At 72.7% G+C, this 12,647-nt stretch carries 12 protein-coding genes; 7 read left to right on the top strand and 5 right to left on the bottom strand.

What is annotated here, in order from left to right:
• Positions 1–339 precede the first annotated feature (339 nt).
• A complete protein-coding gene (locus ACFWZH_RS36960; protein ID WP_384442004.1) occupies positions 340–630 on the top strand; it encodes a DUF5955 family protein in 291 nt (96 codons plus the stop codon).
• Between the two features lie 79 nt (positions 631–709).
• Here ACFWZH_RS36960 and ACFWZH_RS36955 read toward each other — a convergent pair whose 3' ends face one another.
• The gene (locus ACFWZH_RS36955) at positions 710–1,513 is read right to left on the bottom strand and encodes an IclR family transcriptional regulator (protein WP_384442001.1); all 804 of its coding nucleotides are present in this window, start codon (positions 1,511–1,513) and stop codon (positions 710–712) included.
• A gap of 268 nt (positions 1,514–1,781) precedes the next feature.
• On the opposite strand from ACFWZH_RS36955, the gene ACFWZH_RS36950 reads away from it, so the two are divergent.
• The 5 genes from ACFWZH_RS36950 to ACFWZH_RS36930 all read left to right on the top strand — a co-directional run bounded on the left by ACFWZH_RS36950 (position 1,782) and on the right by ACFWZH_RS36930 (position 7,406).
• On the top strand, positions 1,782–2,576 hold the full coding sequence (locus tag ACFWZH_RS36950; protein ID WP_384441998.1) for an aspartate/glutamate racemase family protein: 795 nt from the start codon (positions 1,782–1,784) through the stop codon (positions 2,574–2,576).
• Positions 2,577–2,618: 42 nt separating this feature from the next.
• Positions 2,619–4,169 (top strand): NCS1 family nucleobase:cation symporter-1, encoded by a 1,551-nt coding sequence (locus ACFWZH_RS36945; protein ID WP_384441996.1) that lies wholly within the window; start codon positions 2,619–2,621, stop codon positions 4,167–4,169.
• 177 nt (positions 4,170–4,346) lie between these two features.
• On the top strand, positions 4,347–5,687 hold the full coding sequence (gene allB / locus ACFWZH_RS36940) for an allantoinase AllB (protein ID WP_384441993.1): 1,341 nt from the start codon (positions 4,347–4,349) through the stop codon (positions 5,685–5,687).
• On the top strand, positions 5,684–6,814 hold the full coding sequence (gene alc, locus ACFWZH_RS36935; RefSeq protein WP_384441990.1) for an allantoicase: 1,131 nt from the start codon (positions 5,684–5,686) through the stop codon (positions 6,812–6,814). Before allB ends, alc begins: the two co-directional genes overlap by 4 nt.
• Before the next feature lie 58 nt (positions 6,815–6,872).
• Positions 6,873–7,406 (top strand): GNAT family N-acetyltransferase, encoded by a 534-nt coding sequence (locus ACFWZH_RS36930; RefSeq protein ID WP_384441987.1) that lies wholly within the window; start codon positions 6,873–6,875, stop codon positions 7,404–7,406.
• 33 nt (positions 7,407–7,439) lie between these two features.
• Here ACFWZH_RS36930 and ACFWZH_RS36925 read toward each other — a convergent pair whose 3' ends face one another.
• The 4 genes from ACFWZH_RS36925 to ACFWZH_RS36910 all read right to left on the bottom strand — a co-directional run bounded on the left by ACFWZH_RS36925 (position 7,440) and on the right by ACFWZH_RS36910 (position 11,896).
• A complete protein-coding gene (locus ACFWZH_RS36925; protein ID WP_384441984.1) occupies positions 7,440–8,117 on the bottom strand; it encodes a transcriptional regulator in 678 nt (225 codons plus the stop codon).
• A gap of 110 nt (positions 8,118–8,227) precedes the next feature.
• Positions 8,228–10,906, bottom strand: a complete 2,679-nt coding sequence (locus ACFWZH_RS36920; protein WP_384441981.1) for a beta-N-acetylglucosaminidase domain-containing protein — start codon at positions 10,904–10,906, stop codon at positions 8,228–8,230.
• A gap of 148 nt (positions 10,907–11,054) precedes the next feature.
• Complete coding sequence (locus ACFWZH_RS36915; protein ID WP_384441978.1) at positions 11,055–11,249, bottom strand: DUF6126 family protein; 195 nt, start codon at positions 11,247–11,249, stop codon at positions 11,055–11,057.
• A gap of 20 nt (positions 11,250–11,269) precedes the next feature.
• Positions 11,270–11,896, bottom strand: coding sequence for a helix-turn-helix domain-containing protein (locus tag ACFWZH_RS36910; RefSeq protein WP_384441976.1), 627 nt, complete (start codon positions 11,894–11,896; stop codon positions 11,270–11,272).
• A 251-nt stretch (positions 11,897–12,147) separates the two neighbouring features.
• Here ACFWZH_RS36910 and ACFWZH_RS36905 point away from each other — a divergent pair, with 251 nt between their 5' ends.
• Entirely contained in the window at positions 12,148–12,597 is a 450-nt protein-coding gene (locus ACFWZH_RS36905; protein ID WP_384441973.1) for a ribonuclease domain-containing protein, read from the top strand.
• Positions 12,598–12,647 lie beyond the last annotated feature (50 nt).

Here is a 12,647-nt window from a genome sequence, read left to right as displayed (position 1 = left end):
GTCGGCCCCCGCACCTGAGGCACCAACTCCCCACTCCCCATTCCCTAAGGGGTGCGCCGCGCCATACACCGCGCACATACACCCGCCCACCCCCCGTAGGGGGGTGGGCGGGAGGGAAAAAACAAGAGGGGAGGCGCGCGGCAGCCGCCCCCCAACCCCGCGGCTCACTCCCGGAACAACCAACCCCGTAGCTCACTCCCGGAACAACCCGGTGATCCGATTTTTTCGCTCTCCGTATGGCGCGGGCAGCGCAGAGTGGCGTTAACTGTCCCGCATTGCGGAGGGGCAACGGCCATGGAGGACGCCGTCGTTGTGGAACAGCTGCAGAGGGATCGACGAATGACCGGGGTCGACGGCGACCCACGGGTCCAGGAGCTGCGCGGGGCGGTGGCGCGGCTGCGCCGCCAACTGGCCGTGCTCCCGGCCGAGTTACCGGACCGGGCGGCCGCCGACGACGAGCTGGCCGCACTGGACGCGATGGTCAGTCACGGGTTGCCGGAGGTGCCCCGGCTGCGCCGTTCGCTGCTGCTGATCGCCGGGGCGGTCGGCTCGGTGAGTGCGCTGTCGCCCGCGCTCACCGAGGTGCGCGAGCGCATCGACTGCTTCGGGGAGCTGCCGCGCGGCCGGTGACCGGGAGCGTGCGGCGGCCAGGACGTGTCCGATGGGTCGGAGCCGGAAAGGACCCGGCCGTGACCCGTCGGGCAAGGCCCTACGCCGGCGTCTGGTTCGCCAGTGCCACCGACAGCTGCGCCGCGACGTCCTGCAGCACCGGCACGATCTTGTCCGTGGCGGCCTCCGTCACGCGCCCCGTCGGACCGGAGATGGAGATCGCCGCCGAGGTGGGGGAGTTGGGCACGGGTACCGCGAGGCAGCGGACGCCGATCTCCTGCTCGTTGTCGTCGACGGCGTAGCCGAGCCGGCGGACATCGGAGAGCGCCTCCAGGAAGCGTTCCGGGTCGGTGATCGTCTTCTCGGTCGCGGCGGGCATGCCCGTACGGCCGAGCAGCGCGCGGACCTCCTCCGGCGGGTGGTCGGCGAGCAGGGCCTTGCCGACGCCGGTGGAGTGCGGCAGGACCCGGCGGCCGACCTCGGTGAACATCCGCACCGCGTGTCGGGACGGGACCTGGGCGACATACACGATCTCGTCGCCGTCGAGCAGTGCCATATTGGCCGTCTCGCCGGTCTCTTCCACCAGGCGGGCCAGGAACGGCCGGGCCCAGGTCCCCAGCAGCCGTGAGGCGCTCTCGCCGAGCCGGATCAGTCGCGGGCCGAGCGCATAGCGGCGGTTGGGCTGCTGGCGTACATAGCCGCAGGCGACGAGCGTGCGCATCAGACGGTGGATGGTGGGCAGCGGTAGTCCGCTGCTGGCGGAGAGCTCGCTCAGGCCGACCTCGCCGCCGGCGTCGGCCATCCGCTCCAGCAGGTCGAAGGCGCGCTCGAGGGACTGGACGCCGCCGCTTGCGCCTGCGGGCTTGGCTTCGGCGGCGGAGGTGCTGGCGCTGGACGGCGGCACGGCGCGTTCCTTTCGGGGCGGGGCGGATCGGTCTCGGCTGGGGCTTGCGGGCGCCGGGCCCGACCGCAGCAGCCTACCGGTCCCCCTACGTTGACACACGGTCTCTCGCACACTCGTTCCCGCCGGTCAGGCCCTCTTTGTCCCAGCGTGCGAGACGTCGGTCAAGCTCCTAGCCGCGATCTCTTGACGGTGCCAGTGGCCGTAGCTACGTTCTGCTGCGCGAAACCTACTGTCCATTCTGTGGAATCCTCCAAATTGCTGGAGTGTCATGCGCATTCTCGTCATGAACCCGAACACCACGGCTTCCATGACCGACTCGATCCGCGCCACCGCCACCGCGGCAGCCGCCCCGGGTACCGAGATCATCGCCACCGAACCCCTGTGGGGCCCGGAGTCCATCGAGGGGCACTTCGAGGGCTGTCTCAGCGCCGTGGCCGTCCTGGACCGACTCGCCACCCTCGACACGGCCTTCGACGCGCTGGTCATGGCCGGATTCGGTGAGCCGGGCCGGGAGGGCGCCCAGGAGCTGCTGGACGTACCCGTACTGGACATCACCGAGAGCGCCGCCCAGATGGCGATGATGCTCGGCCACGCCTACGGCGTCGTCACCACCCTCGACCGCGCCGTACCGCAGATCCAGGACCGGCTGCTGACCGCCGGGCTGCTGCAGCGCTGTGCCGCCGTCCGCGGCACCGGGCTCGGCGTCCTGGAGCTGGAGGAGGATCCGGAGCGGACCGTGGCGGTGATCATCGAGACCGCCCGCGAGGCCGTGCGGGCCGGCGCCGAGGTGATCTGCCTGGGGTGCGGGGGGATGGCCGGGCTCCGGGAGAAGGTGGCGGCGGCGCTCGCGGTGCCCGTTGTCGACGGGGTCGCCGCGGCGGTGAAGTTCGCCGAGGCGGTCGTCGGACTGCGGCTGGCCACCAGTAAGGGACGCAGCTTCGCGCCGCCCCGTCCGAAGGCCATCGGATCCTGGCCGCTGAGCACGCATCTGCGGCCGTCCCAGGGGCGCGCTCAGGGCGCTGCCCGTAACACCGAATTTTCCGCACAGACATCAGACATCTGATAACTGACCCCTAAGCTCCACCCAATCTGCCTGGGAGGACATGTGAACACCCCGTCACCGCGGCCCCTGCGGCCGGACCCGCGGCTCTTCAACGAAGACCTCGCGCCGGCGCCCGAGCGCAAATGGGGCACCTACAGCATCTTCGCGCTGTGGATGTCCGACACCCACGCGATCAGCAACTACGCCTTCGCCGCGAGCCTGTTCGTGCTCGGCCTGCCGGCCTGGGAGGTGTTCCTCGCGCTGCTGGCCGGCATCTCGATCGTCTACTGGCTGATGAACCGGATGGGGCACGCGGGTCACCGGACGGGCGTTCCCTACCCCGTGCTCGCCCGCGCCAGCTGGGGCGTGTACGGCGCCAACATCCCGGCCCTGCTGCGCGCGATCATGGCGGTGGCCTGGTACGGCATCCAGACCTGGCTGGCCTCGACGGCCGTGGTCCTGCTGACCCTGCAGATCGCGCCCGGCCTGGAGGCCTACCACCACAACTCGGTGCTGGGGCTGTCCACCCTGGGCTGGACCGCGTTCCTGCTGATGTGGGGGCTGCAGGCCGTGCTGCTGACCCGGGGGATGGAGTTCATCCGCAAGGTCCAGGACTTCGCGACCGGCCCGGTCGTCTGGCTCGTGGTGCTGGCGCTCGCGGTCTACCTGGTCGTCAAGGCCGGCGGGGAGATCTCGCTGACCCGCAGCATCACCGGCCTCAGCGGCGCCGAGCAGGTCCAGCAGAGCCTGATCGCGGTCAGTCTGACCGTGGCCACCTTCCTGACCCTGGTCCTCAACTACGCCGACTTCGCCCGCTTCACGCCGGACCACCGCTCCTACCGGCGCGGCAACCTGATCGGGCTGCCGGTGAACTTCACCGCCTTCGCGGTGGTCGCCGTGCTGGTCACCGCGGGCACCATCGCGGTCTTCGGAGAGGCGATCTACGACCCGGTGAAGGTGATCCAGAAGATCGACAACCCGGTGGTCACCGTCATCGGCGCGCTGTCCTTCGTCGTCGCCACCATCGGCATCAACGTCGTCGCCAACTTCGTCTCACCCGCCTACGACTTCGCCAACCTCGCGCCGAAGCATCTGGACTTCAAGCGGGGCGGCATGATCACCGCGGTGCTGGCCGTCGTCGTGATGCCCTGGAAGCTGTACTCGTCGGCGCTGGTGATCCAGTACTTCCTGGGGGCGCTGGGTGCCTTCCTCGGCCCCCTGGTGGCGATTCTGCTCGTCGACTACTACCGGGTGCGGCGTGGCCGGATCGATGTGGACGCGCTGTTCTCGGCCGATGCCCGCGGCGCGTACTTCTACCGCAGGGGCTACAACCCGAAGGCGGTGATCGCCTTCCTGCCGGCGGCTGCGGTCGCCGCCGCGCTCGCCCTGGTCCCGGCCTTCGGCGTGGTGGCGCCGTTCTCCTGGATCTTCGGAATGGCGCTCGCCGGCGGGCTCTACGCGCTGGTCTGCCGTCGTGACGGGGTGGCTTCGAATGCCGGGCCGATCCCGGAGGGCATCATCTCGTCGCAGGTCAGGGCGGCTGCCGGCGAGCAGCCCGGGATCCGGCAGGGTTCCGGCGCGGCGGCCGCGCCGGTGCCCGCGGAGGGGTCTTGACGGGCCGGGATCCGGCGTGAAGACTCATTCAACAGACTGTTGAATTCCGAATTCCGCATTCCGTTCCGGCGCCCGTGTGCGGTGCGCAGGGCGCGCCATGGGCGCCGCGGCCCCGGTGGCCGTGCGCCTCCCGCGCCGCCGGGCAACGATGAAGACACGATACGAGGAGGGGACCGGGTGTCCGAAAGAGAGCTGGTGCTGCGCTCCACGCGCGTCGTCACCCCGCAGGGGACGCGCGCCGCGACCGTCACCGTCAGGGACGGCAAGATCGACGCGGTGCTGCCGCACGACGCCGAGGTCCCGGCCGGGGCGCGGGTGGAGGACTTCGGCGACGACGTCCTGCTGCCCGGCCTCGTCGACACCCACGTCCACGTCAACGACCCCGGCCGCACCGAGTGGGAGGGCTTTTGGACCGCCACCCGCGCGGCCGCGGCCGGCGGGATCACCACCCTCGTGGACATGCCGCTCAACAGCCTCCCGCCCACCACCACCGCCGCCCACCTCGACACCAAGCGCGAGGTCGCCCGCAGCAAGGCCCATATCGACGTCGGCTTCTGGGGCGGCGCCATCCCCGGCAACGTCAAGGACCTGCGTCCGCTGCACGACGCCGGGGTCTTCGGCTTCAAGTGCTTCCTGTCGCCCTCCGGCGTGGAGGAGTTCCCCGAGGTCGACCAGGAGCAACTGGCCACCGCTCTGGGGGAGATCGCCGGCTTCGACGGTCTGCTCATCGTGCACGCCGAGGACCCCGGCCACCTGGGCGCGGCCCCCGTGCCGCACGGCCCCAAGTACGCCGACTTCCTCGCCTCCCGCCCCCGTATCTGCGAGAACGACGCCATCGCCGGGCTGATCGTCCTCGCCCAGCGGCTCGACGCCCGGGTGCATGTGCTGCATCTGTCCTCCAGTGACGCGCTGCCGCTGATCGCCGCCGCCAGGCGCGAGGGCGTCAAGATCACCGTCGAGACCTGTCCGCACTTCCTGACCCTGACCGCCGAGGAGGTCCCGGACGGCGCGACGGAGTTCAAGTGCTGCCCGCCGATCCGTGAGGCCGCCAACCAGGACGCGCTGTGGGAGGGCCTGGCCGACGGCACCATCGACTGCATCGTCTCCGACCACTCGCCGTCCACCGCCGACCTCAAGACCGCCGACTTCGGCGCGGCCTGGGGCGGCATCTCCTCCCTCCAGCTGGGCCTGCCCGCCATCTGGACCGAGGCCCGCGAACGCGGCCACTCCCTCGACGACGTCGTGCGCTGGATGTCCACCGCCCCGGCCGCGCTGGTCGGCCTCCACCAGAAGGGCGCCATCGAGCCCGGCCGGGACGCCGACTTCGCCGTCCTCGCCCCCGAGGAGACCTTCACCGTCGACCCGCAGGCCCTCCAGCACCGCAACAAGATCACCGCATACGCCGGCAAGACCCTGTACGGCGTCGTACGGTCCACCTGGCTGCGCGGCCGGCAGATCAACGACGGCGCCACCCTCGCCGAACCCACCGGCGAACTCCTCGAAAGGCCGCGCGCATGACCACCGCCGACCTCCCCCGCTACACCGGTGACGCCAGCCCCTACCAGGGCGGCGACCCCTACGCCGACTACCGCACTCCCGGCGCCACCGGCTTCCCCTTCGCCCACCTCCCCGACCTCGCCGACCGCCGGCTGGGCGCGGGCGTGATCGCCGCCAACGACGAGTTCTTCGCCGAGCGGGAGAACCTCCTCAAGCCCGAGCCCGCCCACTTCGACCCCGAGGCCTTCGGCCACAAGGGCAAGATCATGGACGGCTGGGAGACCCGCAGACGGCGCGGCACCGACGGCGCCCACCCGTTCCCGGCGGACGAGGACCACGACTGGGCGCTGATACGCCTCGGCGCACCCGGCGTGATCCGCGGCATCGTCGTCGACACCGCCCACTTCCGCGGCAACTACCCCCAGTCCGTCAGCGTCGAGGGCGCCTGCGTCGAGGGCTCGCCCTCGCCCGCGGAACTCCTCGCCGCCGACGTCGCCTGGACCCCCCTCGTCCCGCGCACCGCCATCGGCGGACACGCCGCCAACGGCTTCGCCGTCCAGGCGGAGCGGCGCTTCACCCACCTGCGCCTCAACCAGCACCCCGACGGCGGCGTCGCCCGCCTCCGCGTCCACGGCGAGGTCGTCCCCGCGCCCGGCTGGCTCGCCGCGCTGGGCACCTTCGACGTCGCCGCGCTGGAGAACGGCGGCCAGGTCGAGGACGCCTCGGACCGCTTCTACTCCTCGCCCACCCACACCATCCAGCCCGGCCGCTCCCGCAAGATGGACGACGGCTGGGAGACCCGGCGCCGCCGCGGCACCGGCAACGACTGGGTCCGCTACCGCCTCACCGAGCAGTCCGTGATCCGTGCGGTGGAGATCGACACCGGCTACCTCAAGGGCAACTCGGCCGGCTGGGCGGGCCTGTTCGGCCGCGACGGCGAAAGCGGCGAGTGGATCGAGCTGCTGCCCCGTACGCGCCTGCAGCCCGACACCGTCCACCGCTTCCTGCTCGACGACGCCCCCGCCGTCACCCACGCCCGGATCGACATCTTCCCCGACGGCGGCATCGCCCGCCTGCGGCTGCACGGCTCGCTCACCGAGGAGGGCGCGCGCCGACTCACCGCCCGTTACGGGGAGTTGAGCGGCTGACGTCGTATCACCCGGTGGCCCCGCCCGTCCCGGCCGGGCCACCGGGCATGATGAGGGGATGACTGGGAACACCTCGTCCGCGGCGCCGCCGGTGATACGGCTTTCGCGGTACACGCCCGCGGACCAGAGCGAGATCCTCGGGGACGGCGCCGACCCCTTCGGTGTCGCGGAAGCCGGCCTGACCTGGCTGCCCAAGGAGGAGCACTTCGCCATCAGACAGGACGGCCGGCTGGTGGCGCACGCGGGTCTGCTGACGATCCCGGTCTCCGCCGGCGGGCAGGAGACGCAGGTCGTCGGCCTGGGCGGGGTGGCCGTCGCGTCCGACCTGCGGGGGCAGGGGCTGGCGCGGCGGGTCGTCACGGCCGCCGTGGAGCACGCCCGCACGAAGGGACCGCGCTACGCGCTGCTCTTCTGCCGCCCACCGCTCGTCGCCCTCTACCAGCGGCTCGGCTGGCACACCCTCCAGGGGGACGTCCAGGTCGAGCAGCCCGACGGGCCCGTCGTCATGCCGCTGCGGACCATGTGGACCCCGCTGCGGGAGGGCGTGGCCCCTCCCGCGGAGCCGCTTCGCCTGCTGTCGCTGCCCATGTGAGCCGCGCCCGGCAGCCGCCTTCGGGCGACGGGTTCAGTCGCCGACCGAGTTCCAGAACATGAGTTCATAGGCCTGGAGGAGCCGGCCGTAGCGGTGTGCCGCGGCCGGCCGGGCCTGGCCGGTGTCGAGGCCGTGCTGCACCGCCGCCCGCGCCCGCTCCTGGACGGCCGGCGCCGGTTCGGCGAAGAAGCCGAAGAAGGCGCGGGCCGCGTCCGGGAAGGCGTAGTGCTCGCGCATCGCGGCCTCCACGACGCGGCAGCAGCCGCCCCAGGCGGCGAAGTTGGCGGTCAGCGCGATCGCCACATCGGTCGGTTCGGCGCCGAGGGCGAGCCGCGCCGCGTAGGACGGGTAGGCCTGGCAGCCGGGCCGCGGCTGGTAGCCGGCGATGTCCCGTTCCGTCAGCCCGCAGGCGTCCGCCAGCCCGGCCAGCTGCTTCAGGGCCAGCGCCTCCCCCTGGGCGAGCAGGTCGAAGAAGTCGGCCACGGGCGGGTCGCCGTCCGCCCGCCGCGCCAGGTGCTGGAAGCTGAGGCGGTCGGCGGTGATGACCTGGTGCTGTTCGAGGGCGAGGGTGGCGAAGACCGAGCGCGGCGCCTCGCCCGCCTCGATCCGCGACACCAGTCGGTTGGCGCCGGCGTCCGGGGCGAGTACGCGTACGGCGTCGTCGAGCACGGCGGCCGCGGTCGGCCGGGGGGCGTCGGGGTCGGGTCGCATGGGACGGGTCTCCTCCGTGCGGGGCGCGAGGCGTGCCGGGCCCAGATTAGGCACCGGGACGCCGCCGGGGCGGGCACCGCACCGCGCCCCCGGCGTCCCGGTGCCTCCGCTCAGCGCAGAATCACCTCATTGACCGCGGGCGCCGCCGCCCGGCCCCGCCACACCAGCCGTACGCGCTCGATCGCGCCGTCGCCCGCCGCCAGGCGCGTACAGGCACCGGACAGTGTGCCGAGCGTGTGCCAGACGCCGCCCGTGCGGACCTCCACGCCCGCCTCCCCGGCCGGTGCGCCCCGCGGCCGCAGCACCGTCACCCACCGTGCCGCACGGGGCGCGTCCGGCGTGAACTCCAGTGCCTCACCCGGCTGGGCCGCCCGCGCCGCCCGGTAGGCGGTCGCCGGGTCCTGGTCCGCCGCCGACCGCAGGGCGCTGCCCGGCGCCGCGGGCGGGCCCCCGGCCACCGCCACCCGCTCGGCCCCGGCGACCGTGAACTCCCGCACCACCAGCCAGTTGTCCTGCGCCTGCGTGGCCCGCGCGCGCAGGTACCGGGCGGTGACGCCGGCCGGCGGCGTGACGCCGACCTCGGGCCTGTCGTCGAACGCGGCCAGCCGCCGCCAGTGCTCGTTGTCCGAGGAGTACTCCAGCACGCCGTGGTGCAGATAGTCGTCCGGGCTGCCGCTCTTCCCCATGGCGAGGGTGACGGTGCCCAGCGGACGCTCGGCGTGCAGATCGAGAGTGAGCTGCGCGCCGGACCTGGGCGCCGCGCCGCTCCAGAAGTACGTGGCGTCGTCGCCGTCGGTCATCCGGGAGACCGCGTTGTCCTGATAGACCGGCAGATCCGTCGACGCCTTGGGACGGCCGATGACGCCCAGCGCCTCGTCGTGCGCCGCGACCGCGTCCTCGACGAAGGTGTCCAGCACCCCGTCGGCCACCAGCACCGGAACCTTCTTCCCCGTCAGGTCCACATACACGAACGACCGGGCGGTCCGCACCAACTCCGGGATGCGCAGGCGTAGTTCCCAGGCCCGCGGACCGTCGTCCGCCCTGGTCGCCTCGATCAGCCGGAGGGCGGTACGCGCCGCGACGCCCCAGGCGTGCGCCGCGTCCAGCCAGGGGGCACCGTCCTCGACGAAGCCCCGGTCGGCGAGCCGTTCACGCAGCACCGACGGAGCGTCCTGAAGGCCCCGCAGCGCCGCGTCCAGCCGCCGCACGTCCCCGTCGCGGCCGAACTCCGCGATGGCGTCGGCGAGTTCGGGAGCCTGCCGCGGGTTGAGCGCGGAGGAGTAGTTGGCGTCGGCGAAGGCCCGCAGCGCCCGCGCCGTACGGGCGTCGCCGCCGGCCAGCTCCTCGATCGCCGCGCCCCAGGAGGCACGCGCGTCATAGGCGGCGTCGTTCCATGCGTAGTCGGCCACCGTGTACAGCGCGATCTTGGACGCCGCGGGCTGGATCATCGGGTTCGCGGTGATCCCCGCCAGCTGCTCGGGCAGTCCCTTCTCGCGGCCGCCGAACGGTCCGAGCAGCAGCCGGTTGGTCACGTAGTCGTTGACCGGATAGTTGTCCCAGGTCAGGATCGGGTGCCCGAAGACCTCCCGGGCCCGCCGGGCCTGGGCGACGGTCATCGTCGGCGCGATCACCCCCACCCCCGTCCACTCCACCAGCACGTTCCCGTCCAGCCGGGTGGCCAGCGCCTTCTTGTACAGGGACGGCTCGACGTCGTAGTACTCGGTCGGCACCATCTGCAGCGGCCGGGCGCCCGGATGCCGGGCGATGAACTCCTGGTTGACGCGGTTGAGCAGATGCGCCTGCGCGGCCCCGGCCGCCCCGCCGCCGGTCCCGAACCTGTCCTTGTCCGCCGCGCAGTTCCAGTCCGTGTAGCTGATGTCGTCCAGCGGCACGGCGAAGGTCCGCACGCCGATGTCCCACAACGTCTGGAACTTGGCGGTCAGCGCCCGCAGATCGGCGTCGGAGCTGTAGCAGACGGACAGCCCGGGGGAGAGCGCGTAGCTGAACTCCACATGCCGCTGCCGCGCCCGGTCCACCAGTTCCGTGAGCTCCGCGAGCCGGTCGGCGGGGTAGGGGTCGCGCCACTTCTCCCGGAGGTAGGCGTCGTCCTTCGGCGAGTAGACGTAGAGGTTCATCTTGTGCTCGCCGTAGAAGTCGAGCTGGTCGAGGCGGGCCCGGTGCGACCAGGGGGTGCCGTAGAAGCCCTCGATGACACCGCGCAGCGCGCCGGCCGGCCAGTCGCGTACGGCGGTGCCCCGTACCTGCGCGCCGGGACGGTCGCGGCGCGGCAGCAGCTGCCGCAGCGACTGGGCGGCGTAGTACGTGCCGGCGGCGTCCTTGCCGGCCAGCGCGATCCGTCCGTCGCCGACGGCGAGCGCATAGCCCTCGGCGGGCAGCCCGCCGGTGCCCCGCGCGCCCAGGTCCCGCAGCGCCGATGCCGCGCCCGCACCGTCGACGTAGACCGTCAGCCGCCGCCCGGCCGGTGCCCGGTCGGCCCGTACGACCCGGTCCGCGCCGGCGTCCCTGAGCGCCGTCGACACCACCGCCAGCGCCGCGGCGTCGGCCTTCGGGCCTGCGACGACGGTCACGGTGGGGGTGATGGTGACCCGGTCGGAGCGAGGGCGGACGGACTGCGGGACGGGGGTGACGGCCGCTGCGGGGCTGTCCCGGGCCTCCCGGGCGGTGTCCTGGCGGCCGGCGGCGCCCGGCGGCCCCGACATGCCCGTCAGGGGGATCACGGCCAGGGCCAGGGCCAGCGCGGTGGCCGCCGCGGTGCGCGTGCGGTGCATCCTTCGGTCCTCCTCGTGCGGCGAGGTACGGGGTGGAGCCTGCTGCGAACGCCTTGCGGGCAGCAGGTTCCACCCGGTCGCCGTGCCGGGGCAATGGACTTTCGGACCGGACGGATGGACGGCCCCGCAGGGCCCACGGGCCGCGCCGCTAACGCGACTTGGCGACGACCACCAGCAGGCTCATGAACGCCAGCAGCACATGCGTCGCCACGACGTAGATGAACACCCGCACATACACCCCGCGAGGTGGCTTGTTCTCGACGTAGCGGCGGGCGGGCGGTGTCTCGGCGGCGATCGCCTCGTGGGGGCGATCCGCCGGCGCAGGAGTGGAGTGGTCGGGCACGGCCTCCGGTCCTTCCCTGGTCACAGGCCACGGCGCGGCACGTCGCCGCCCAGGCACAGCTCGGCGGCGCCGCTCTGCAGCAGCGTGTGGACGAACAACAGCTCCGTTCCGCCCCGGGAGGCGGCGGCGATACGGTGCGGGGTCAGCGAGTCGAAGTGCGCGGCGTCCCCCGGGTCCAGCACCTGCACCGCCGCACCGAGCGTCAGCCGCAGCCGCCCCTTGAGGACGTACAGCCACTCCTCTCCGGGGTGGACCCGGACCAGCTCGCCCTGCGCCTGCTGGGGCACATGGACCCGCAGTGCCTGCATCGCCCGCCCGGCGCCGCCCACGGTCCAGTACGTCCAGCCGCCGGCCTCCGACGGCTCCGCACGGCCGGCCCGCACGATCGGGTCCCGCTCGGGGGCGGTCTCGCCGAGCAGGTCGGATACCGTGGTGCCGTACGTACGGGCGAGCGCCAGCAGCATCGGCAGCGAGGGCTGGCGCCGGTTGGTCTCCAGCCGCGACAGGTGCGCGGGCGAGAGCCCCACCAGGCGGGCCGCGGTCTCCAGCGTGAGACCACTGCGTCGTCGCAGGTCACGAAGGCGCGGTGCGACGGTGGGGAGATCCTCCGGCGGTGTGCCGGCGGGCTCGTCGGGGAGCTCGGTCATATCCCCGGTATAACCATCCTTTGCCTCTCGGGCAAAAGTTTTGCCCGAGAGGCAAAAAGCACCTCCGGGGCCGAGAAGCGGCGCGGAGCCTCTCCGTGGGGCGGCTCGGCTCGGCCTGGACCGGCCTGGACCGGACCGGTCGGAATCGGGACCATTCGGGGTGGCGAACCGGGATCCCCCTGTGAACTCCCGGGAAACTTCCGCCCTTTGGGATTGACAGGGGCATGTCTACGCGCGTCATTCTGGAAGGCATGAGAATCCCCCCACGGATCACCAGGATCGGCGCCGCGAGCGCCCTTGCCTCGGCCCTTCTCCTCGGCGGGACCGCGGTCGCCGCCACGCCCTCCGTCGCCACCGCGCGCCCGGCCGCCCCGTACGCCGCGACGGCGCACGCCACGGCCGTGCACGTCCAGGCCGTCGGAGACATCTGCTACTCCAAGCTGCCCTCGCAGGCCCATGAGACCCTCGACCTGATCGACAAGGGCGGGCCCTTCCCGTACCCGCAGGACGGGACGGTGTTCAGCAACCGCGAGGGTGTCCTCCCGGCACAGAGCTCCGGCTACTACCACGAGTACACCGTCGTCACACCGGGCTCGCCGGACCGCGGTGCGCGTCGCATCGTGACCGGCGAGAAGCAGCACGAGGACTACTACACCGCCGACCACTACAAGTCGTTCGACCTCGTCGACCGCGGCTGCTGAGAGCGGCCCGCCAACTACCCGCGGCGGCCGGGGTGCACACGCACCCCGGC

The organism is Streptomyces sp. NPDC059008, from assembly GCF_042749045.1.
Taxonomy (GTDB): domain Bacteria; phylum Actinomycetota; class Actinomycetes; order Streptomycetales; family Streptomycetaceae; genus Streptomyces.
This window is presented reverse-complemented; position numbering and strand designations above follow the sequence as displayed.